This is a genomic window from Variovorax sp. 05N34 (assembly GCF_056397405.1).
The window spans coordinates 67,935-89,743 of record NZ_JBFTNI010000016.1; the positions used below are offsets into that span (position 1 = coordinate 67,935).

The window sequence follows — 21,809 nt, forward strand, 5'->3', positions numbered from 1 at the left end:
CGCTCAGGCCGCCTTCTTCGAGATCTGTGCGACCCACTCGCGCGGCGCCATCGGAAACCCGAGCCGCTCGCGGCTTTCGTAGTAGCTCTGCGCGACGCTGCGCGCGAGATTTCGGATGCGGCCGATGTAGGCCGCGCGCTCGGTCACGCTGATCGCGCCGCGCGCGTCCAGCAGGTTGAAACTGTGGGCAGCCTTGAGCACCTGCTCATAGGCCGGCAGCGCGAGCTTTTCTTCCATCAGGTGCTTGGCCTGCTTTTCATGCGCGGCAAAGGCGACGAAGAGGAAGTCGGCGTCGCTCTGCTCGAAGTTGTACGTCGACTGCTCGATCTCGTTCTGCTTGTAGACGTCGCCGTAGGTGAGCCCGTCGGTCCAGGTCAGGTTGTAGATGTTGTCCACGCCCTGCAGGTACATCGCGAGGCGTTCGAGCCCGTATGTGATCTCGCCGGTGATGGGCCGGCAATCGATGCCGCCGACCTGCTGGAAATAGGTGAACTGGGTCACCTCCATGCCGTTGAGCCAAACCTCCCAGCCGAGCCCCCAGGCGCCGAGGGTGGGGTTTTCCCAATCGTCCTCGACGAAGCGGATGTCGTTCTTCTTCAGGTCGAATCCGAGGGCTTCAAGTGAACCCAAATAGAGCTCGAGGATGTTGCTCGGCGCCGGCTTCAGCACCACCTGGCATTGGTAGTAGTGCTGCAGGCGATTCGGGTTCTCGCCGTAGCGGCCGTCCTTGGGGCGGCGGCTCGGCTGCACATACGCTGCCTTCCACGGCTCCGGCCCGAGCGCGCGAAGAAAGGTGGCCGTATGCGAAGTGCCTGCACCAACCTCCATGTCGTAAGGCTGCAGCAGCGCGCAACCCTGGTCGGCCCAGTAGGCCTGAAGCTTGAGAATGATTTGTTGAAAAGTCAGCATGTTGGGCCTGAGGGCCGCAGGAGGGCAAAGAGCCCGCCGACGCGGCGAACCGCTCATTTTATTGGTTCGTGCCGCTAGCATGCTGCGGATTGAAGAACAGGAGATCCGATGAATCGTCAGCATGGGCAAACCGCGAAGATACTCATCGCGGGCGCAACCGCAGCGCTGTTGGTGGCGTGCGCCTCGCCAAGCGCGCAACCCGGCGAATGGGCACCCAACCCGCCCAATCCCAGCGCGCCCTATCCGGCCGAATCCCGCATGAAGGGCGAACAGGGCATGGTGCTCCTGCACGTGCGGACGACGCCCGCGGGCCGCCCGGCAGCCGTCGAGGTCAAGCAGTCGAGCGGCTCCGAACGCCTCGATCGCTCCGCCGTCGAGACAGTCTGGAAGTGGCAGTTCAAACCCACTGCCGACGACGGCACCGTAGTCTGGCGCGAAGTACCCATCCGCTTTTTCATCACCGCCCCTCCCCCGCAGGCAACCATGGACTGACCACGACCGTCTCCAGGCGGGCTACCAGAGATACCGCAGATCCGGCTCCGCCGGTCTGCCGGTATCGCCCCCTGCAAGGGGGTGGAGAGCGACACGAAGTGCGCGAGCCTGGGGGTGTATCAATACTCCCAGAAGATCCGCTGCAGTTCCTTGGTGTCGCTGGTCTTCGTCAAGGCGACCATCGCGAGAATCCGCGCCTTGCCGGGGCGCAGGTCGTGCGCCACGACCCAGTCGTACTTGTCGTCGGGCTGCTCGGCGTTGCGCAGCACGAAGCCGTCCGGCACCCGCGAACTGCGGATCACGATGATGCCGTCGCCGCGCACCTTCTGGAGGACGGGCACGAGACGATCGGCCACCGATCCATTGCCCGTACCGGCATAGACCAATGCCTTGATGCCGCTCTTGGAAAGCGCGTCGATGGCCGTCGACGGAACGCTCTGGTAGCCATAGGCAATCTCCACCGGCGGCAGCGCGGTGATGCTGTCGATGTCGAACTCGGACTGCATGGTGTGGCGCTTCACCGGCGCACGGAACCAGTAATTGCGGCCCTCCACGATCATCCCGAGCGGACCCCACTGGCTCTTGAAGGCTTCCGTCTTGATGTTGACCGTCTTGCTGACGTCGCGGCCACTCTGGATCTCGTCGTTCATGGTCACCAGGACGCCCTTGCCGACTGCATCCTTGCTGGCGGCGACATTCACTGCATCGAACAGGTTCAGCGCGCCGTCGGCTGACAGCGCGGTTCCCGGACGCATCGAGCCGACGACGATGATCGGCTTGGCGGTGTGCACCGTCAGGCTCAGGAAATAGGCGGTTTCTTCGAGCGTGTCGGTGCCGTGGGTGATCACGATGCCGTCGACGTCGGCCTGCTTGGACAGCGCCGACACGCGCTTGGCGAGGGTCAGCAGGTTGTCGTTGGTCAGGCTTTCGGAGGCCACCTGGAACACCTGCTCGCCGCGCACATTCGCCACCTTGGAAATCTCGGGCAGCCCTGCGATGAGCTTGTCGACTGGCACTTTGGCCGCCGAGTAGGTGGCGCTGTTGGCCGCCGACGCACCGGCGCCGGCGATGGTGCCGCCGGTTGCAAGGATCACGACGTTGGGCAAGGCCGTCTGCGCGTGCGCGATGGCGCTGGCAGCGAGCAGCGCAGCCGCGCCCGCGAAAGCACGGAATCTGGAGGCGAAGTACATAGGAACTCCTGTTGATGGTTGTGCGATGAAGCGGCGAGACGATATCCAAAGCGCACACCAACGGCGCAGCCGCTCGATGCCAAGCACGCATGCCGTCATGCGAGCGTCACGAAGCATGCGACTGCGACCGGTTTCGGGCAAGCGCTACCATCGCCGGCGACATCCTTCGTTTCAAGCGCGATGACGACCGACACCTCCGTTTCCGTGTCCGACCAGATGCCGGCGCCGAACGGCCCCCTGGCTCGGGCGCGGGCACGGGCACGTCCTGGGCGGGAGCGCATCATGGCGGCGATCCGCGCGGCGGCCATTGCCGAATTCAGCCTTCACGGTCTCAAGGGCGCCTCAACGCAGGCAATCGCGGCGCGCGCCGGGCTGACCAAGCCGCAGCTGCACTACTACATCCCCGGCAAGGAAGAACTCTACGAAGAGCTCCTGATGCAGGTGCTGCACGACTGGAAGGTGGTCTTTTCATTCGAGGATCGCGCGGGCGATCCCGGCGCGGTGCTGGCCGACTACATCCGCAAGAAGCTCGACCATGCCTTCGACAACCCGGAGATCTCGCGCATCTTCACGCGCGAAGTGCTCGATGGCGGCCACAACCTGGAACGCTACTGGCCGAACGCGCGCGCCTGGACACAAAAGAAGGTCGACGTCATCAATGGCTGGATCGCGCGCGGACTGATGCGGCCGATGGATGCGCGCCTGCTCCTGATGCACATCTGGGCCATGACTCAGAGCTATGCCGACTACGCACTGCAAACGCGAGTGATGCTGGGCCTGCCGTCCGATGCGCCGATTGATCGCGAGCCGATCGCGCGTGAACTGGTCGCCTTCGTGACCCTCGGCTGCGGAATCAGGACGCCTTGAGCCGGGCTCCGGCCTCGGCGCGGTGAAAACCCACTGACGGAGACGTCCCGCATTTGGTGCGGAGGATTTGGCACGTCGCTTGCATAACCTGACCACTTGCTCTGATTAAGCGGTCAACACACCATGCGAGTGCTCGTCGTCTATTGCCATCCCGTCGAAACCAGCTTCCATGCGGCGCTGCATGAAGAGGTGCTTCGCAACCTGCGCGCCGCGGGCCATGAGGTGGACGACTGCGATTTGTACGCCGAAGGTTTCGATCCCGTGCTCTCGCGCGAGGAGCGCCTCGGCTATCACGATGTACCGAGCAACCAGCTTCCGCTGAAGCCGTACGTCGAGCGGCTGCAGTGGGCGCAGGCCATCGTGTTCTGCTTTCCGACCTGGTGCTTCGGACTGCCGGCCATGCTCAAGGGCTACTTCGATCGCCTCTTCATGCCCGGCGTGGCCTTTGACCTGAGCGACCCCGCCAACGTGAAGCCGATGCTGACGCACATCCAGCGCATTTCCGCCGTCGTCACTTACGGCCGCCCGCGCTGGGTCGCCTGGTACATGGGCGACCCGCCACGCAAGATCGTGACGCGCTACATGCGCCGCCTGACCGGCAAGCAGGCGCGCGTCGACTACCACGCTCACTACCACATGAATGTGGCGACCGAATCCCAATTGAAGCGCTTCATGTACCGCGTCGGACGGGCGATGGCGCGGTTCGCCTGATCGCCTTCACGACTCCCAATTTGCCGCTTTGCCTCACAGGACCCACCATGCTCCACGGCTACATCCCGCCTCATCGCTTCCTGCCCTATCTCAGCTGGACCGAAATCGACGCGCTGCCCGATCGCGAAAACACGGTGATCGTGCTGCCTTGTGGCGCGATCGAGCAGCACGGCCCGCACTTGCCCTGCTCGGTCGACAGCGTCATTTCCTCGGGCGTGATGGGCAAGGCGCTCGAACGCCTTCCGGCCGAAGTGCGAGCGTTTGCATTGCCGACCATCACCTACGGCAAGTCGGAGGAGCATCTGCACTTCCCCGGCACGATGACGTTGACCGGCACCACGCTGCTGTCGACAGTGATCGAGATCGGCGAGTCGGTGTATCGCTCGGGCTTTCGAAAGCTGCTGTTCGCCAATGGTCACGGCGGCCAGCCGCAGGTGCTCGAGATGGCAGCGCGCGAACTGCGGCTTCGCCATGGCGATTTCGTCGTCGTGCCGCACGGCGTGTCAAGGCTGCCGAGCGCGGCGAGCAAGCAAGTCAGCGAGCAGGAAAAGCGCCTGGCCATGCACGCCGGCCACTCCGAGACGGCACTGATGCTCGCGCTCGCGCCCGACACGGTGCACATGGAATATGCGGCGCCCAACTTTCCGCCGCCTTTCCCGATCAAGCTGCTGTCGCCCGATGGCCGGCCCGCCTGTGCCTGGACAGCGCGTGATTTCGGCCCCAGCGGCGTGATCGGCGACCCGACCAGCGCGACGCGCGAACAAGGCGAAGAGATCCTGGACACCCTGGCCGACAGCTGGGTTCAAGCGCTGACGGAGTTGTACGCACTGCAATGGGTGGTGCGCGACGAGCCCACCTGGGGGCGCGGCCATGAACAGGGTTTCATCCAGACCAGGCAGGCGTTGTCAGGCATCACGGACTGAGGCGCGCTCCTTGCATCGATCCGCCGCAACTTCCTCTTCCATCCATCCGAAGGTCTTCACCATGCGCCAACACATCGCTCCCATCCTCGGTCGTCTCGCCGCCGCAGCCGCGCTTGCCGTGGTCGCGACCGCTCCCGCCCACGCGGAAGACAAGTTCGTCTACATGACCAACTGGTACGCGCAGGCCGAGCACGGCGGCTTCTATCAGGCGGTCGCGCTGGGCATCTACAAGAAGTACGGCCTGGACGTGACGATCAAGATGGGCGGACCGCAAGTCAACATCACGCAGATGATGGCTGCCGGCCAAGCCGATTGCATCATGGGATCGAGCGACATCCAGATGATGCAGGTGCGCGAAGGCGGCGTGCCTGTGGTGAACGTGGCGGCCTTCTTCCAGAAGGATCCGCAGGTCTTGATCGCCCACGACGACGTCAAGAAGTTCGAAGACCTGAAGGGCAAGACGCTGCTGATCGGCGCGCAGGCCAATCGCGGGTACTGGCCCTGGCTGAAGGCGAAGTTCGGCTTCACCGACGAACAGACGCGGCCTTACACCTTCAACATCCAACCCTTTGTCGCGGACAAGAACGCCGCGCAGCAGGGCTATCTCACCTCAGAGCCCTACGCAATCCAGAAGGCCGGCGTGAAGAGCACTGTGCTGATGTTCAGCGACTTCGGCTTCCCCTCGTATGCCACCACCGTGTCGTGCATGGACAAGACAGTCAAGGAGCGCAACAAGCAGATCGCCGCGTTCGTGAAGGCGTCGGCAGAGGGCTGGAAGAGTTACCTCAACGATCCGGCCCCGGCCAATGCGCTGATCAAGAAAGACAACCCCAACATGACCGACGACCAACTGGCCTACAGCGTGGGCAAGCTCAAGGAAATGGGCATGGTCACCGGCGGCGACGCGGTCACGCAAGGCATCGGGGTGATCACCGACGCGCGCACCAGGGCTAGCTACGACTTCCTGGTCGCTTCCAAGCTGCTCGACCCGGCAAAGGTCGATATCGCCAAGACCTACACCACCGAGTTCGTGAAGGACGCCAAGGTCCTGCCCTGAAACACCGGAGGCCTTGGTCTCCCTCGAAAGGCTTTGCATGACTCCATCCGAATCCGCCGACTACGCGCTGCCGATCCAGCGCGCGACATCGATTCCCGCTGTCGAGATCCTGTCGGCCGAGAAGACTTATCCGAACGGCACGCAGGCGTTGCTGCCTGTCGACCTGACCATCGGCGAAGGCGAATTCGTCACGCTGCTCGGTCCGTCGGGCTGCGGCAAGAGCACGCTGCTGAAGATGGTGGCCGGGATGCTCGAGCCGACCGACGGCCGACTGCGCGTCTGGCGCAAGCCCGTGGCGCACATCGATGACAGCGGGCGCAGGATGGCGTTTGTCTTCCAGTCGCCCACGCTGATGCCTTGGGCCAGCGTGCGCACCAATGTGCGGCTGCCGCTCGACCTCGCCGGTGTGCCCCGCAAAGAGGGCGACGCGTGCGTGTCGGAAGCGCTCGAACTGGTCGGGCTCGACAAGTTCGCCACTGCATTGCCGCGCGCGCTTTCCGGCGGCATGCAGATGCGCGTGTCGATCGCTCGCGGGCTGGTGACTCGGCCCGACCTGCTGTTGATGGACGAGCCCTTCGGCGCGCTGGACGAGATCACGCGACACAAGCTGGACGCCGAACTGCTCGACCTTTGGCGCGAGAAGAGGTTGACGGTGATCTTTGTCACCCACTCGATCCATGAGGCCGTGTTTCTCTCGTCGCGCGTGATCATGATGGCAGCGCGGCCGGGCCGCGTGGTGGAGGAATTCCACATCGACGAGCCCTATCCGCGCGCCGCTGACTTCATGGTGTCGCCGCAATTCAGTCGCTACGCCAGGAAGCTGCAGGACAGCCTGCTGCGGGCGAGCAGTGCTTCCCATGAGGTGACGTGATGAGCGCATTGGCCCCTGCATCCCCCAACGTATCCACCGTACCCCCCGCGTCCGCAAGCACGCGCCCCATGCCGAAAGCATCGATTCAGCGCGCCGCCAAACGAACGCCGCTGCTGCACCAGCCGCGAGTCCAGCGCGTCGTGTATCCGCTGCTGGTCGGCGTGGTGCTGGTCGCCATCTGGCAAARCCTGGTCACCGCGATGGACCTGCCGCCCTATCTGGTGCCGTCACCCTACCTGATGATGCAAACCCTGGTCACCGACTGGGTGCCACTGGGTATGGCGCTGCTGGTCACGCTCAAGATCACCGTGCTGTCCTTCGCCGCCGCAACGATCGCGGGCGTGCTGATCTCTTTTCTCTTCGTGCAAAGCAAGTTGATCGAGACCGCCCTCTTTCCGTATGCGGTGCTGCTGCAGGTGACGCCGATCGTCGCGGTGGCCCCGCTCATTATCATCTGGGTCAAGAACCCGACAGCGGCGATGGTGGTGTGCGCCGCGCTGGTGGCGCTGTTTCCGATCATCAGCAACACCACGCTCGGGCTGCGCAGTATCGAGCCCGATCTGCAGAGCTATTTCAAGCTGAATCGCGCCACACGATGGCAGCAGCTGGTGCGGCTTCGCATCCCGAGTGCGTTGCCCTACTTCTTCGGCGGCTTGCGCATCTCGAGCGGCCTCGCGCTCATCGGCGCGGTGGTGGCGGAGTTCGTCGCGGGCACAGGGGGACAGGGTGCGGGCCTTGCCTACCAGATCCTGCAGTCGGGCTTCCAGCTCAACATCCCGCGCATGTTCGCGGCTTTGCTGCTAATTTCACTGACCGGCGTCGCACTCTTCGTGCTGATGGCCTGGCTCACCAAGCTGGCGCTCGGCTCCTGGCACGCCAGCGAACTTTCCCAGGATTGACTCTCGATGAACGCCCCCATGACCCCGATCGAGCGACTGCACCTCGAACTCCCCGAACTGGACTGGATCACCGACCCGAGCCGCATCGCGCGGCTGTCACAGGACTTTGCGTGGTTCAGCCCCGTGCTCAATCGGCAGCTGAAGGACAAGCGCGCCGACGCCGTCGCTCGCCCGCGCACCGAGGATGAAATTCGCTCGCTCGTCAGCGCCTGCGCCCGCCTTGGCGTGCCGATCACCATCCGCGGAAGCGGCACCGGCAACTATGGGCAGACCACACCTCTGGCGGGCGGCGTGGTGCTCGACATGACGAGCTACAACGCCATCCAATGGGTGCAGCCGGGTGTCGCTCGCGCGCAATCCGGCATCCGGCTTGGCGAACTCGAGAAGCACACGAAGCTCTCGGGGCAAGAATTACGCTGCATCCCATCCACCTATCGCAGCGCAACCCTGGGCGGCCTGTTCGGCGGTGGCTTCGGCGGCGTGGGCTCGATCAATTACGGGCCACTCGGCGCCCCAGGCAATGTGCTGGGCCTGCGGGCGATGACCATCGAGGCCAAGCCCCAGGTCATCGAGTTGCGAGGCGCGGAGGCCATGCGCATGCATCACCTTTGGGGCACGAACGGGCTGGTGCTCGAACTGGAAGTGGCGCTCGCACCGGCACACCCGTGGCTCGAAAGCCTCGTGGTCTTCGAATCGTTCGACAAGGCTTTGGGCTTCGCGGATGCGCTCGCGCATGCGCCGGGCATCATCAAGCGTGAAGTGGCCTTCTTCGCGAGCCCGGTGCCCGACCATCTCGCGCAACTCGCCGAGCATCTTCCGAAGGGTTGCCACGCCGTCCTTTCGCTGGTTGCCGAATCGGCCGAGCAACCGCTGCGCGAACTCGTGGGTGCACTCGGCGGCGAGATGAGCTACCGAAAGACCGCCGAAGAAGTGCGCAAGAGCAACCGCACCTTGATGGAGTTCACGTGGAATCACACGACGCTTCATGCGCTCAAGGTCGACAAGACACTGACTTACCTGCAAAGCAGCTTCGTGCCGGGCCAACACGTGCAGCAGGTCACCGCGATGGAGCAGTTGTTTGCCGGCGAAGTACTGATGCATGTCGAGTTTTTGCGCGGTCTCGACGGACGAATCACCTGCAGCGCATTGCAGCTCGTGCGCTTCAGCACGGAAGAACGTCTCGATGAAATCATCCGCATGCATCGCGAGCGCGGTGTGCGGGTCAACAATCCGCACGTCTACATCGTCGAGGACGGAAAGGCGGGCGGCGCTTTGCCGCCAGAGATCATCGAGATGAAAAAGCGCTTCGATCCGCTGGGCTTGCTGAACCCGGGAAAGCTGCGCGATTGGCCCGTCAGGCCTTGAAGTCACGCTCCCGGCCGCGACGACGCACGACCAGCGTGCCGATCGTGACCAACAGCGCCAGGCCCCACAACGGCCAGAGGCCGAAGCGCGAAACCCAGATGGCGTAAGGCGTGCGGCCGACGCGGCCCTCGACTTCGGCCTCCAGCACGCCGCGCGTCAACCGTGGCAACTGGTGCGTCACGCGGCCGTGGTGATCGATGATGGCCGTCGCGCCCGTGTTGGTCGCCCGCACCATCGGCCGCTGGAATTCGAGCGCACGCATTCGGGAGATCGCCAGATGCTGGTCGATGGCGATCGAATCACCGAACCACGCGATGTTGCTCACGTTCAGCAGGATGGTGGGTGCATCGGCTTCGTTGCGGAAGTTGGCGCCGATCTCATCGCCGAACAGGTCTTCGTAGCAGATGTTGGGCGCGATGCGCTGGCCCTGCCACATGAAGGGGGCCTGCGCGAGTCGACCGCTTTGGAAGTCACCCAACGGGATGTTCATCATGTCGGTGAACCAGCGGAAGAGGCCCGGAATGAACTCGCCGAAAGGCACGAGATGGTGTTTGTCGTAGCGATAGGGCGTCGTTTCGCCAGGGCGAAAGGCGAGCACCGAATTGCTGTACGTGGTGCCGTCCCCCAGCGGGAGCCCCACTATGGCGGCCTGATCGCCAGTCGCATACCGTGATGCGATCGCCTCGAGATAACCTGGGGGCATCTGCGAGGGCAAGAGCGGGAGCGCGGTTTCGGGCGTGATCACCAAAGGCGCTGTGGTGTGCTGCAACTGATCGCCGTACCACCGCAACGCCGTGGCCACGCCGCCGCCAGGCACGAACTTCTCGTCCTGGGGAATGTTTCCCTGCAGCAGCGCGAGTCTGAGATGCCCATGCGAGCGGCTGCCATCATCGGCGGATTCGCCGCGCGCCAGTTGGACCAGTGCTGGACCGCAGAGCAGGGCCAGCACGACACCGGCCGATACAGCGAAGAGCCGCCCGCGGGTACGGCGAATGGCCAACGCGGTGAGCGCAGCGATGGCGGCGGCAATCGCGCCGATGCCGTACACGCCGATCCACGGTGCATAGACGGCCAGCGGGCCATCGACGTGCGCATAGCCGCCAGCGCCCCATGGAAAGCCAGTGAACCAACTGCCGCGCAGCAATTCCGCGAGGGTCCACATCGCGGAGAAGAACGCCGCGGCCCCCAGTGGATTCTTTGGAGCGAACGCCACGAAGAGCGCGCACGCCAACACGTAATAGAGCGCCAGCGCGGCCGAAAGCGCGAACACGGCGGTCGCGGCAAGCGGCGCAGCGAGCCCCCCATAGGTGTGCATCGAAATGAACAGCCACCAGAAGGTGCCGCAGAGCCATGCGGTCGAGAACACCCATCCGTAGCCCGCACCGCTGCGCCAGGCGAAGTCCCGGCCAGGCGCTGGACGAAGCGCATCCAACAGCCACACCAATGCGGCCAAAGAGATGAGCTGAAGCCACCACTGCGGCTCCCCGCTCCATGCCGCGGCAATGGAGGCTGCTTGGGCAAGCCCCGCAAGCGCGAAGCCGAGCGCGCGAACCGGCGTTTTCAATCGGCGGCGTCTTCGCCGCGCTTGGGCGAGACCTTGAACCAGCGCACCGCGCCGCCTTTGGTGTGCAGAACAACAAAGTCGAAGCCCCCGAGGGCGTAGTGCTCGCCGCGCTTGGGCACATGGCCCATCTCGTGCGCGATGAGCCCACCGATCGTGTCGAAGTCCTCGCTCTGCGTCTTGTCGTCGAATGTGAGGCCGAAGGCTTCTGCCACGCGCTCGATCGGCGTGTCGCCGGAGACTCGATAAGTGTGATCCGCAAGGCCGAAGATATCGCCTTCGTCTTCGGGAATATCGAACTCGTCCTCGATCTCGCCCACGATCTGTTCGAGAACGTCCTCGATGGTGATCAATCCGGCGACCCGGCCGAATTCATCGATGACAACGGCGAGGTGATTCCGATTCCCGCGGAACTCGCGCAGCAGATCGTTCAGACCCTTGCTCTCAGGCACGAAGGTCGGAGGACGCAGTAGCGCACGGATGTTAAGGCCGGGTGCGCGCTGCAGCTTGAGCAGGTCCTTCGCCAGAAGGATGCCGATGATGTTTTCTTTCTCGCCCTCGTAGACAGGAAAGCGCGAATGGGCCGTGTCGATGACCAGATGCAGCAGGGTGTCGTATGGAGCGTCGATGTTCACGAGGTCCATGCGAGGCGCCGCTACCATGACGTCTCCGGCCGTCATGTCGGCCATCCGAATCACGCCTTCGAGCATCACGCGCGATTCGGCGCCGATGACGTCGTTGTCCTCAGCGTCAGCGAGCGTTTCGATCAGCTCGTCGCGCGAGTCGGGCCCGGGATTGATGAATTCGACGAGCTTCTGGAAAAAGCTGCGCTTGTCTTCGCGTTCGGCGGGCGCGCGTTCAGGGTGTGGATCGGCCACTGCAGGAGGGCAGAGTTGGGGAACAGCAAGGATAACGGAAAGCCGCCGCCCGACCCAAGGGAGCGGCCGCCGGTGCTCAATGTCAACGAGAGGACCGCTCGCGCTCGTCGCGCCCGCCGATTCGGATCGCCTGCAGTTCGGCCAGGAAGGCCCAGAACTGTTTGGCGCGGGTCTTGAGCTGAAAGTCGACCTGGGCGTACTGCTGCAGGGCGATTTCGCTCATGCGGCTGTCAAGGGTGGCGGGCGGCAGTTGCAGGTGCGCCTCGGACTCCGAACCGCTTCGCACGACGGTCGCGCCCGCATTGCGCGCGATCTTGAGCATCGCGGCGTTCTCGCTCAGTGCATGGATGAACAGCATGCCGACGCCTTCGTTGCGCGCGGCTACGACCGCACGTTCGAACAACCGCGCGCCGTAGCCACGGCCCCGCGCGTGTTCGGCAACCGAAACGCCGAATTCAGCGCAGTCCTGCTGCTGTCCAGGGGGCGAAAACGCGAGATGTGCCATGGCAATCAAATCCAGGCGCCGGTTGTAGATGCCGAAGAGTTCGTCGCGCTCGAAATCCAAGCCATCGACATAGCGCTGAATCTGTTCGTCGGATGCTGGATAGCCAAAGCGTAAATAGCGATCGTGCTGGCCGAGAGAAAGCAAGTGCTGAGCGATTCGACCGCGTTCGCGCGGGCCGATCGAACGGATCGGCACCATGACGAGACCCGGCGCGGTCGCCGGCGAGTGCGTCTCGACCATCGACACCTTCATAAGCGAGCCGAGGCCGAACACGGCTTTGAGGAGGACCTTAGCGGTAAGCATTGCTCAAATATAAGGGTTTTCCCTAGATCAACAAGGTGCCACGCCGAAAGCGGGTGTCATTGGTGAACAAATACCAATCGCCGCTAAGCGAGCGTTCGCTTACCGCTACACGGGCACTGCCGTTGTTGCCTTGACCCGATCAAGCACAAAGCTTGTCTTGCAGTCCTGAACGCTTGGATGTTTCAGCAGCGTGTCCATGATGAAACGGCTGTAGTGAGCCATGTCTGCTACGAGCACCCGCAGGAGATAGTCCATGTCGCCCGTCAACGCGGCGCACTCCACCACTTCGGGCCAGGTCTGCACGCTCGCCCGAAACAAATCCATCGGATTTCGCTTATGGCTCTCGGTGTGTTTCTCTAGACGGACATTCAGGTACGCGGTCAATCCGAGACCCACGGCCTCGGGTCTGACGAGCGCGACGTAGCGATCGATGACGTGAGCCTCTTCAAGCCGCTTGACCCGCCGCAGCACAGCGCTTGAAGAAAGGCTGACCTGCTCGGCGAGTTGGTCGTAAGTGGCGCGCCCATCACTCTGCAGGGTGAGCAAAATACGCCTATCTATCTTGTCCAATGCGTCCATCCGCACATTTTTGCAGGATTTCTGCGCCAAAGCTGGTAAACAGGCGCAGAAACGCCGGAATCGTGATGGCTCGCACTCTTACAGTTCCAAACGGACGCAGCGAAACCGCGGCGAGACACTGACCTTTTCCCCCAAACCATCCGGAGACAGCGCCATGAGCACCGCCGAATCTACCGCCTTCACGCCCTGGGAAAACCCAATGGGTACCGACGGGTTTGAATTCATCGAGTATGCCGCCCCCGATCCTGTGGCCATGGGCAAGGTCTTTGAGCAGATGGGTTTTCGCCCCATTGCCAAGCATCGCCACAAGAATGTGCTTCTGTATCGCCAAGGCACGATCAACTTCATCGTCAATTCAGAGCCTGATTCATTTGCTCAGCGCTTCGCTCGCCAGCACGGGCCGAGCATCTGCGCGATTGCGTTCCGGGTCCAAGATGCGAAAGCGGCCTACGAGCGCGCCATTTCACTTGGAGCTTGGGGTTTCGCACCAGGCGCTGGCCCCGGCGAACTGAACATCCCCGCCATCAAGGGAATCGGGGACAGCCTGATCTATTTCGTTGATCGCTGGCGCGGCAAGAACGGCGCACAGCCCGGCGACATCGGCAACATCGGGTTCTATGACGTGGACTTCGAGGCGCTTCCGGGTTTGAGTGCGGTCGAGGCGCTCGCGCCTGAAGGCCATGGCCTCACATATATCGACCACCTCACCCACAACGTGCATCGTGGGCGGCTGAAGGAATGGGCCGACTTTTACGAGCGCCTGTTCAATTTCCGCGAGATCCGCTATTTCGACATCGAAGGTCAAGTCACCGGCGTGAAGAGCAAAGCCATGACGAGCCCGTGCGGCAAAATCCGCATTCCAATCAACGAGGAAGGCAATGAAAAGGCCGGCCAGATCCAGGAGTACCTGGACAGCTATCGAGGCGAGGGTATCCAGCACATTGCAATGGGCTCGCGCGATCTGCCGGGCTCAGTCGACGCGTTGCGTGCCTCGGGCGTCAAGCTCCTGGACACCATCGACACCTATTACGAACTGGTCGACAAGCGGATCCCCGGCCACGGCGAAGATGTCGCCGCCTTGAAGCAGCGCAAGATCCTGATCGACGGCAAGAAGGGCGCGTTGTTGTTGCAGATCTTCAGCGAAAACCAACTAGGGCCCATCTTCTTCGAATTCATCCAGCGGAAGGGCGACGACGGTTTCGGCGAGGGGAATTTCAAGGCGTTGTTCGAAAGCATTGAACTCGACCAGATGCGGCGCGGCGTGCTTGCCGCCGCACAATAGGCGCTTCTTTCTTCAGGAGAGCTTCGCATGCGGCCAACGTCTTCAGTTCGACCATGCCTCTGGACCTTGGCTGCGGCGTTGACGTTGACGTTGGGAGGCTGTGCGATATCGCCTCATCCACAGGGTTCGGCGGCCTCACGCCTCGATGCGGTCCAGAAGGCCGGTGTTGTCCGTGTTTGCACTCCCGGTGACTACAAACCTTTCAGCTTCCAGAAGACGGACTCAAGCTACGAGGGAATCGACATCGACTTGGTGACGGCATTCAGCAAGAGTCTGGGCGCCAAGCCGGAGTGGATTAAGACGACCTGGGCAAACCTGTTGCCCGATTTGGCGGCCGGAAAATGCGACATTGCGGTGGGGGGTGTCTCGGTGACGATCGATCGTCAAAAGCGCGCCTTCTTCAGCGCGCCCTACATGGTCAACGGGAAGATCCCGGTCGCACGTTGCGCGGACAAGGCCAAGTACCAGACCATTGCCCAGATCGACCAGCCCACAGTGAAGGTGATCTTCAATCCGGGCGGTAGCAACGAACGGTTCGCGCGCCAAAATTTCGAGCGCGCGCAGCTCACGGCACACGGCGAGAACGTGACGATCTTCGACGAGATTCTTGCTAATCGAGCTGATGTGTTCGTGACAGAGTCAGCCGAGGCCATCACGCAACAGAAGCTCAAGCCCGGGCTGTGCGCCATCAATCCCGACAAGCCGCTGCAATACGGAGAAATGGCGTGGATGCTCCCGCGTGATGACGTGGCCTTCAAAGCCTATGTCGACCAATGGCTGCATCTTTCGGTTGCGGGGGGTGATTTTCAGCGCGTCGAGGATCGCTGGCTTAAGTAGCGCCGTCGTGGATTCGAATTGATCCGTGAGCGAGACGGGTTGCCGCCTCGCTGGCGCCAATCGAGTCACAAGTCTGACTCTGAGCATCCGTGGTCTCAAGGCTCAATCGAGCAAAGCCAGCGTTTCGCGCCTCACTCGGTCCTTGAAGGCCATCTCAACATGTCCACACCCGGCAACGAGGCGGTTGTCGGCTCCGGACAGCGTAGCCACTGATGTCGGAAAGACGATGTTGTCGCTGTTGGAATACCAACACGTGAACGGCACATGTCGCGGCCCTGTTCGTTCGCAGTCGATCTTCTTCAGCCAGTCGCCGCCGATACGCATTTCCCGACCGTTCGCCGTGCGTCCGAAACGTGCGAGCCAGGTGCCTTGATGCGGCGTAGCTATCGTGACAATGCGAGAGACACGTGCGCCGTCGGCCTGTCGTAGCCAAGCGCGTGCGGCAAGGCCGCCCATGCTATGGCAGATCAGGAGCGGCGGGCGGCCGGTAGCGGCCGTCACTCGAGCAATTGCATCATCCAAGATCTTTGCATAGTTGTCGATTGAGCCGAACGCGGGCGCAAGATCAACGGCAACGAAAACATGCCCAGTCTTTTGCAGCTGGTTCAACCACGGATTCCACAAGCCACGGTTGCAGACGAATCCGTGGATCAGGACAGCACCGCACCGCGTGTCCGGGCTGAGGTTGTCCGGGATCGCTCGCGAACGAAAGGGCTGTTGCCAGCAAAAGACGCGAGGCGCTGCCCAGCACTCTGCAATCCAAGCGAGCAAATATTGCATCACTGAGGCTCGAGGAACTGGATCGTTAGCCCCCATACGATAGCTCGTGACGAATTCGACGGCAAGAAAGCACGCATGGCCAAAAAGCAAGGCACATAGGCCAGTGACAGCGACGGCGGGTGAGTGCGACCACCAAAAGCTCGGCCATAAGATTGCGATCGCAAGCCAACTCAATATCAATCGACGCTGTAGACGAGCAATCATGGCGCAACTATCGCATGCGCAACTGTGGAGCGAGCATCGCCTCCGTTAGGCCTTGGCCTGCCGGCAGCGCAAAGTCTCCGCGTGATGGACTTCCACAGGCATGGCCGGGTCCGCGAATTGCCTCCTATCTGAATGGAGGCGAGGGGATTGAAGGTGATGGGAGGGCGCGGAACGCAAAAAGCCCAGCCTGAGAGGGCTGGGCTTTTTGGGGCTGTAAGAGCCTGACGATGACCTACTTTCACACGGGAACCCGCACTATCATCGGCGCTGAGGCGTTTCACTGTCCTGTTCGGGATGGGATACTGCGCTTCCACACCCGACCTATCAACGTCCTGGTCTTGAACGACTCTTCAGGGGGCTCAAGGCCCCGGCAGATCTCATCTTGAAACGAGTTTCCCGCTTAGATGCTTTCAGCGGTTATCTCTTCCACACTTAGCTACTCGGCAATGCCACTGGCGTGACAACCGATACACCAGAGGTGTGTCCACTCCGGTCCTCTCGTACTAGGAGCAGGCTTCCTCAAATCTGCAGCGCCCACGGAAGATAGGGACCAAACTGTCTCACGACGTTTTAAACCCAGCTCACGTACCTCTTTAAATGGCGAACAGCCATACCCTTGGGACCGGCTACAGCCCCAGGATGAGATGAGCCGACATCGAGGTGCCAAACACCGCCGTCGATATGAACTCTTGGGCGGTATCAGCCTGTTATCCCCAGAGTACCTTTTATCCGTTGAGCGATGGCCCTTCCATACAGAACCACCGGATCACTATGTCCTGCTTTCGCATCTGCTCGACTTGTCAGTCTCGCAGTTAAGCACGCTTATGCCATTGCACTATCGTCACGATGTCCGACCGTAACTAGCGTACCTTCGAACTCCTCCGTTACGCTTTGGGAGGAGACCGCCCCAGTCAAACTGCCTACCATGCACTGTCCCCGATCCAGATAATGGACCTAGGTTAGAACCTCAAACACACCAGGGTGGTATTTCAACGTTGGCTCCACAAGATCTAGCGACCCTGCTTCAAAGCCTCCCACCTATCCTACACAGATCTGTTCAAAGTCCAATACAAAGCTACAGTAAAGGTTCATGGGGTCTTTCCGTCTTTCCGCGGGGAGATTGCATCATCACAAACATTTCAACTTCGCTGAGTCTCAGGAGGAGACAGTGTGGCCATCGTTACGCCATTCGTGCAGGTCGGAACTTACCCGACAAGGAATTTCGCTACCTTAGGACCGTTATAGTTACGGCCGCCGTTTACTGGGACTTCAATCAAGAGCTTGCACCCCATCATTTAATCTTCCAGCACCGGGCAGGCGTCACACCCTATACGTCCACTTTCGTGTTTGCAGAGTGCTGTGTTTTTAATAAACAGTCGCAGCCACCGATTTTTTGCAACCCATTCATGCTCCGTTGTTCACTTCACACTAATAGGGCACACCTTCTTCCGAAGTTACGGTGTCAATTTGCCGAGTTCCTTCTCCTGAGTTCTCTCAAGCGCCTTAGAATACTCATCTCGCGCACCAGTGTCGGTTTGCGGTACGGTCGTGTGCAGCTGAAGCTTAGTGGCTTTTCCTGGAACCTCGTTCAGTCACTTCACCAGCAAGCTGGCTCGATCGTTGGCCTCGGTATATGACGGGCGGATTTGCCTACCCATCGCCTACTTCCAACTAAACCGGGATATCCAACACCCGGATGACCTATTAAGATCCGTCCCCACATCGCACTACACATCGGTACAGGAATATTGACCTGTTTCCCATCAGCTACGCATCTCTGCCTCGCCTTAGGGGCCGACTCACTCTACGCCGATGAACGTTGCGTAGAAAACCTTGCGCTTACGGCGAGGGGGCTTTTCACCCCCTTTAACGCTACTCATGTCAGCATTCGCACTTCTGATACCTCCAGCACGCTTTACAACGCACCTTCACAGGCTTACAGAACGCTCTCCTACCACTTGCAATAAATTGCAAATCCGCAGCTTCGGTAACTGGCTTAGCCCCGTTACATCTTCCGCGCAGGACGACTCGATCAGTGAGCTATTACGCTTTCTTTAAATGATGGCTGCTTCTAAGCCAACATCCTGACTGTTTTAGCCTTCCCACTTCGTTTCCCACTTAGCCAATTTTAGGGACCTTAGCTGGCGGTCTGGGTTGTTTCCCTCTTGAGTCCGGACGTTAGCACCCGGTGCTCTGTCTCCCAAGCTGTACTCTTCGGTATTCGGAGTTTGCCTTGGTTTGGTAAGTCGCCATGACCCCCTAGCCAAAACAGTGCTCTACCCCCGAAGGTAATACTTGAGGCACTACCTAAATAGTTTTCGGAGAGAACCAGCTATTTCCAAGTTTGTTTAGCCTTTCACCCCTATCCACAGCTCATCCGCTAGTTTTGCAACACTAGTCGGTTCGGACCTCCAGTACCTGTTACGGCACCTTCATCCTGGCCATGGATAGATCACTTGGTTTCGGGTCTACACCCAGCGACTGATCGCCCTATTCGGACTCGATTTCTCTACGGCTTCCCTATTCGGTTAACCTTGCCACTGAATGTAAGTCGCTGACCCATTATACAAAAGGTACGCAGTCACCCTTGCGGGCTCCTACTTTTTGTAAGCATGCGGTTTCAGGATCTATTTCACTCCCCTCCCGGGGTTCTTTTCGCCTTTCCCTCACGGTACTAGTTCACTATCGGTCGATGATGAGTATTTAGCCTTGGAGGATGGTCCCCCCATATTCAGACAGGATTTCTCGTGTCCCGCCCTACTTTTCGTTAGCTCAGTACCACACAGGTCTTTTCACATACGGGGCTATCACCCGCTATGGCCAGCCTTTCCAAGCTGTTCTGTTAAGTCTTGTGCTATCACTAACAGGCTTCTCCGATTTCGCTCGCCACTACTTTCGGAATCTCGGTTGATGTCTTTTCCTCGAGCTACTGAGATGTTTCAGTTCACCCGGTTCGCCTCGCATACCTATGTATTCAGTATGCGATACCTTTCGGTGGGTTTCCCCATTCGGAAATCTCCGGATCAAAGCTAATTTGCCAGCTCCCCGAAGCTTATCGCAGGCTATCACGTCCTTCGTCGCCTATCATCGCCAAGGCATCCACCACATGCTCTTATTCACTTGACCCTATAACTTTGACGTTTCTTCACAGAAACCAAAGTCAATCAAGGAATTACCAGGTCTTTCACCTGGCGCGTTATGCCGTCTTCATAAATCGATTTGACTCGAAATTGAAGTTCATTTGACGCAATCAAAAATTCATGCTGCTGACGGCACGGTGAGCCATGAAGCTCTTTCCGTCAGCAGCGCTGATTCGACTCTATGAATTTTTAAAGAACAGCCGATTGATCAGGAGATCCCGATCAACAACAAAGAAGCCTCATGCTTGCGCACAAAGCCGCTTTGGTGTTGATTGCCTCGGTATCGAACGCCCCACAGGCGCTCGCGTTGGTGGTGGAGGATGACGGGATCGAACCGACGACCCCCTGCTTGCAAAGCAGGTGCTCTCCCAGCTGAGCTAATCCCCCAAGGGTCCACAATTGACACCTATGACCATTGGAAGAATTGGTGGGTCTAGTTGGGCTCGAACCAACGACCCCCGCCTTATCAAGACGGTGCTCTAACCAGCTGAGCTACAGACCCATGTCGATGCAATCGACTTCATCCAACAACCGATAAGTGTGGGCGTTCAATTTAAATGGCTTGTTTCCAGAAAGGAGGTGATCCAGCCGCACCTTCCGATACGGCTACCTTGTTACGACTTCACCCCAGTCACGAACCCTGCCGTGGTAATCGCCCTCCTTGCGGTTAGGCTAACTACTTCTGGCAGAACCCGCTCCCATGGTGTGACGGGCGGTGTGTACAAGACCCGGGAACGTATTCACCGTGACATTCTGATCCACGATTACTAGCGATTCCGACTTCACGCAGTCGAGTTGCAGACTGCGATCCGGACTACGACTGGTTTTATGGGATTAGCTCCCCCTCGCGGGTTGGCAACCCTTTGTACCAGCCATTGTATGACGTGTGTAGCCCCACCTATAAGGGCCATGAGGACTTGACGTCATCCCCACCTTCCTCCGGTTTGTCACCGGCAGTCTCACTAGAGTGCCCAACTGAATGTAGCAACTAATGACAAGGGTTGCGCTCGTTGCGGGACTTAACCCAACATCTCACGACACGAGCTGACGACAGCCATGCAGCACCTGTGTTACGGTTCTCTTTCGAGCACTAAGCCATCTCTGGCAAATTCCGTACATGTCAAAGGTGGGTAAGGTTTTTCGCGTTGCATCGAATTAAACCACATCATCCACCGCTTGTGCGGGTCCCCGTCAATTCCTTTGAGTTTCAACCTTGCGGCCGTACTCCCCAGGCGGTCAACTTCACGCGTTAGCTTCGTTACTGAGAAAGTGAATTCCCAACAACCAGTTGACATCGTTTAGGGCGTGGACTACCAGGGTATCTAATCCTGTTTGCTCCCCACGCTTTCGTGCATGAGCGTCAGTGCAGGCCCAGGGGATTGCCTTCGCCATCGGTGTTCCTCCGCATATCTACGCATTTCACTGCTACACGCGGAATTCCATCCCCCTCTGCCGCACTCCAGCGATGCAGTCACAGATGCAGTTCCCAGGTTGAGCCCGGGGATTTCACAACTGTCTTACATCACCGCCTGCGCACGCTTTACGCCCAGTAATTCCGATTAACGCTTGCACCCTACGTATTACCGCGGCTGCTGGCACGTAGTTAGCCGGTGCTTATTCTTACGGTACCGTCATTAGCCCCCTTTATTAGAAAGGGCCGTTTCGTTCCGTACAAAAGCAGTTTACAACCCGAAGGCCTTCATCCTGCACGCGGCATGGCTGGATCAGGCTTGCGCCCATTGTCCAAAATTCCCCACTGCTGCCTCCCGTAGGAGTCTGGGCCGTGTCTCAGTCCCAGTGTGGCTGGTCGTCCTCTCAGACCAGCTACAGATCGAAGGCTTGGTGAGCCTTTACCTCACCAACTACCTAATCTGCCATCGGCCGCTCCATTCGCGCAAGGCCTTGCGGTCCCCTGCTTTCATCCGTAGATCGTATGCGGTATTAGCACAGCTTTCGCTGCGTTATCCCCCACGATTGGGCACGTTCCGATGTATTACTCACCCGTTCGCCACTCGCCACCAGGATTGCTCCCGTGCTGCCGTTCGACTTGCATGTGTAAGGCATGCCGCCAGCGTTCAATCTGAGCCAGGATCAAACTCTATAGTTCGATCTTGAATTTTTCGCTCGATTTCTCAAGCAACTCATAAAAACGGAATTGAAGTGAACTTCACTTCTATTCTCATGAGCGTTTAAAGTCCGAAGACTTCGTTCCGAAGAACTTGGCCATTCGCCTCAAACGCCCACGCTTATCGGCTGTATGTTTTTAACGATCACCGCGCTTAGCATCCCGCTTCGCGCTTCACTTCGCTGCGATCAGCGAAGCCCTCTATTATTACACGATTTTCAGAAGATTCGAAAAACTTTTGAAGTTTTTTTCTTCCCCCTCTCCGCTCATCTCAATACCACCCCGGAGAGCAACATCAAGATCCGTGTTTAGCGGAGCCTTCGATTATGAC

General features: G+C 60.0%; 17 protein-coding genes, 2 tRNA genes, 1 rRNA gene and 1 other annotated feature. Of the genes, 10 read left to right on the top strand and 10 right to left on the bottom strand.

Features of this window, described 5'->3' with window-relative positions; genetic code table 11:
* Window positions 1–3 precede the first annotated feature (3 nt).
* On the bottom strand, window positions 4–909 hold the full coding sequence (gene glyQ, locus AC1DMA_RS28810) for a glycine--tRNA ligase subunit alpha (RefSeq protein ID WP_478146296.1): 906 nt from the start codon (window positions 907–909) through the stop codon (window positions 4–6).
* Between the two features lie 108 nt (window positions 910–1,017).
* Here glyQ and AC1DMA_RS28815 point away from each other — a divergent pair, with 108 nt between their 5' ends.
* A complete protein-coding gene (locus tag AC1DMA_RS28815) occupies window positions 1,018–1,401 on the top strand; it encodes an energy transducer TonB (RefSeq protein ID WP_478146297.1) in 384 nt (127 codons plus the stop codon).
* 119 nt (window positions 1,402–1,520) lie between these two features.
* On the opposite strand, the gene AC1DMA_RS28820 is transcribed toward AC1DMA_RS28815, so the two are convergent.
* Complete coding sequence (locus AC1DMA_RS28820; protein WP_478128942.1) at window positions 1,521–2,591, bottom strand: type II asparaginase; 1,071 nt, start codon at window positions 2,589–2,591, stop codon at window positions 1,521–1,523.
* A gap of 180 nt (window positions 2,592–2,771) precedes the next feature.
* Between AC1DMA_RS28820 and AC1DMA_RS28825 the strand changes: the two genes are divergently transcribed.
* From AC1DMA_RS28825 to AC1DMA_RS28855, 7 genes are all read left to right on the top strand, one after another.
* Window positions 2,772–3,458 carry a TetR family transcriptional regulator C-terminal domain-containing protein gene (locus AC1DMA_RS28825; protein WP_478146298.1) on the top strand — a complete coding sequence of 229 codons (687 nt, stop codon included), beginning with the start codon at window positions 2,772–2,774 and terminating at the stop codon, window positions 3,456–3,458.
* 123 nt (window positions 3,459–3,581) lie between these two features.
* Window positions 3,582–4,169, top strand: coding sequence for an NAD(P)H-dependent oxidoreductase (locus AC1DMA_RS28830; RefSeq protein WP_478128940.1), 588 nt, complete (start codon window positions 3,582–3,584; stop codon window positions 4,167–4,169).
* Window positions 4,170–4,216: 47 nt separating this feature from the next.
* Window positions 4,217–5,092, top strand: a complete 876-nt coding sequence (locus tag AC1DMA_RS28835; protein ID WP_478128939.1) for a creatininase family protein — start codon at window positions 4,217–4,219, stop codon at window positions 5,090–5,092.
* A 61-nt stretch (window positions 5,093–5,153) separates the two neighbouring features.
* Complete coding sequence (locus AC1DMA_RS28840) at window positions 5,154–6,149, top strand: ABC transporter substrate-binding protein (protein ID WP_478146299.1); 996 nt, start codon at window positions 5,154–5,156, stop codon at window positions 6,147–6,149.
* A 37-nt stretch (window positions 6,150–6,186) separates the two neighbouring features.
* Window positions 6,187–7,020, top strand: coding sequence for an ABC transporter ATP-binding protein (locus AC1DMA_RS28845; RefSeq protein WP_478146300.1), 834 nt, complete (start codon window positions 6,187–6,189; stop codon window positions 7,018–7,020).
* A 68-nt stretch (window positions 7,021–7,088) separates the two neighbouring features.
* Window positions 7,089–7,919 (top strand): ABC transporter permease, encoded by an 831-nt coding sequence (locus AC1DMA_RS28850; protein WP_478146301.1) that lies wholly within the window; start codon window positions 7,089–7,091, stop codon window positions 7,917–7,919.
* 6 nt (window positions 7,920–7,925) lie between these two features.
* Window positions 7,926–9,284 carry an FAD-binding oxidoreductase gene (locus AC1DMA_RS28855; protein WP_478146302.1) on the top strand — a complete coding sequence of 453 codons (1,359 nt, stop codon included), beginning with the start codon at window positions 7,926–7,928 and terminating at the stop codon, window positions 9,282–9,284.
* On the opposite strand, the gene lnt is transcribed toward AC1DMA_RS28855, so the two are convergent.
* The 4 genes from lnt to AC1DMA_RS28875 form a co-directional block, all read right to left on the bottom strand.
* Window positions 9,274–10,848, bottom strand: coding sequence for an apolipoprotein N-acyltransferase (gene lnt, locus AC1DMA_RS28860; RefSeq protein ID WP_478146303.1), 1,575 nt, complete (start codon window positions 10,846–10,848; stop codon window positions 9,274–9,276). The two genes, AC1DMA_RS28855 and lnt, sit on opposite strands and share 11 nt — an antisense overlap.
* A complete protein-coding gene (locus tag AC1DMA_RS28865; RefSeq protein ID WP_478128933.1) occupies window positions 10,845–11,723 on the bottom strand; it encodes an HlyC/CorC family transporter in 879 nt (292 codons plus the stop codon). Before AC1DMA_RS28865 ends, lnt begins: the two co-directional genes overlap by 4 nt.
* A gap of 82 nt (window positions 11,724–11,805) precedes the next feature.
* The gene (locus AC1DMA_RS28870) at window positions 11,806–12,531 is read right to left on the bottom strand and encodes an N-acetyltransferase family protein (protein WP_478146304.1); all 726 of its coding nucleotides are present in this window, start codon (window positions 12,529–12,531) and stop codon (window positions 11,806–11,808) included.
* Window positions 12,532–12,636: 105 nt separating this feature from the next.
* Complete coding sequence (locus AC1DMA_RS28875) at window positions 12,637–13,110, bottom strand: Lrp/AsnC family transcriptional regulator (protein WP_478128931.1); 474 nt, start codon at window positions 13,108–13,110, stop codon at window positions 12,637–12,639.
* Between the two features lie 154 nt (window positions 13,111–13,264).
* On the opposite strand from AC1DMA_RS28875, the gene hppD reads away from it, so the two are divergent.
* Window positions 13,265–14,392 (top strand): 4-hydroxyphenylpyruvate dioxygenase, encoded by a 1,128-nt coding sequence (gene hppD / locus AC1DMA_RS28880; protein ID WP_478128950.1) that lies wholly within the window; start codon window positions 13,265–13,267, stop codon window positions 14,390–14,392.
* Between the two features lie 27 nt (window positions 14,393–14,419).
* Complete coding sequence (locus AC1DMA_RS28885) at window positions 14,420–15,229, top strand: transporter substrate-binding domain-containing protein (RefSeq protein ID WP_478146305.1); 810 nt, start codon at window positions 14,420–14,422, stop codon at window positions 15,227–15,229.
* Window positions 15,230–15,331: 102 nt separating this feature from the next.
* Here the strand turns inward: AC1DMA_RS28885 and AC1DMA_RS28890 are convergent, their stop codons facing one another.
* The 4 genes from AC1DMA_RS28890 to AC1DMA_RS28905 form a co-directional block, all read right to left on the bottom strand.
* Entirely contained in the window at window positions 15,332–16,213 is an 882-nt protein-coding gene (locus tag AC1DMA_RS28890) for an esterase/lipase family protein (RefSeq protein WP_478146306.1), read from the bottom strand.
* Window positions 16,214–16,432: 219 nt separating this feature from the next.
* Window positions 16,433–19,339 (bottom strand) — a sequence feature (most likely nonfunctional fraction of RNA operon).
* Window positions 19,340–19,664: 325 nt separating this feature from the next.
* Window positions 19,665–19,740, bottom strand: a tRNA-Ala gene (locus AC1DMA_RS28895).
* 38 nt (window positions 19,741–19,778) lie between these two features.
* Window positions 19,779–19,855 (bottom strand) — tRNA-Ile (locus AC1DMA_RS28900).
* Between the two features lie 70 nt (window positions 19,856–19,925).
* A 16S ribosomal RNA gene (locus AC1DMA_RS28905) occupies window positions 19,926–21,460 on the bottom strand.
* Window positions 21,461–21,809 lie beyond the last annotated feature (349 nt).

Bases quoted from the DNA above. Each gene is read 5' to 3' on its own strand.
- glyQ (WP_478146296.1), bottom strand. From the start codon at position 909: ATGCTGACTTTTCAACAAATCATTCTCAAGCTTCAGGCCTACTGGGCC.
- AC1DMA_RS28815 (WP_478146297.1), top strand. From the start codon at position 1,018: ATGAATCGTCAGCATGGGCAAACCGCGAAGATACTCATCGCGGGCGCA.
- AC1DMA_RS28820 (WP_478128942.1), bottom strand. From the start codon at position 2,591: ATGTACTTCGCCTCCAGATTCCGTGCTTTCGCGGGCGCGGCTGCGCTG.
- AC1DMA_RS28825 (WP_478146298.1), top strand. From the start codon at position 2,772: ATGACGACCGACACCTCCGTTTCCGTGTCCGACCAGATGCCGGCGCCG.
- AC1DMA_RS28830 (WP_478128940.1), top strand. From the start codon at position 3,582: ATGCGAGTGCTCGTCGTCTATTGCCATCCCGTCGAAACCAGCTTCCAT.
- AC1DMA_RS28835 (WP_478128939.1), top strand. From the start codon at position 4,217: ATGCTCCACGGCTACATCCCGCCTCATCGCTTCCTGCCCTATCTCAGC.
- AC1DMA_RS28840 (WP_478146299.1), top strand. From the start codon at position 5,154: ATGCGCCAACACATCGCTCCCATCCTCGGTCGTCTCGCCGCCGCAGCC.
- AC1DMA_RS28845 (WP_478146300.1), top strand. From the start codon at position 6,187: ATGACTCCATCCGAATCCGCCGACTACGCGCTGCCGATCCAGCGCGCG.
- AC1DMA_RS28855 (WP_478146302.1), top strand. From the start codon at position 7,926: ATGAACGCCCCCATGACCCCGATCGAGCGACTGCACCTCGAACTCCCC.
- AC1DMA_RS28870 (WP_478146304.1), bottom strand. From the start codon at position 12,531: ATGCTTACCGCTAAGGTCCTCCTCAAAGCCGTGTTCGGCCTCGGCTCG.
- AC1DMA_RS28875 (WP_478128931.1), bottom strand. From the start codon at position 13,110: ATGGACGCATTGGACAAGATAGATAGGCGTATTTTGCTCACCCTGCAG.
- hppD (WP_478128950.1), top strand. From the start codon at position 13,265: ATGAGCACCGCCGAATCTACCGCCTTCACGCCCTGGGAAAACCCAATG.
- AC1DMA_RS28885 (WP_478146305.1), top strand. From the start codon at position 14,420: ATGCGGCCAACGTCTTCAGTTCGACCATGCCTCTGGACCTTGGCTGCG.
- AC1DMA_RS28890 (WP_478146306.1), bottom strand. From the start codon at position 16,213: ATGATTGCTCGTCTACAGCGTCGATTGATATTGAGTTGGCTTGCGATC.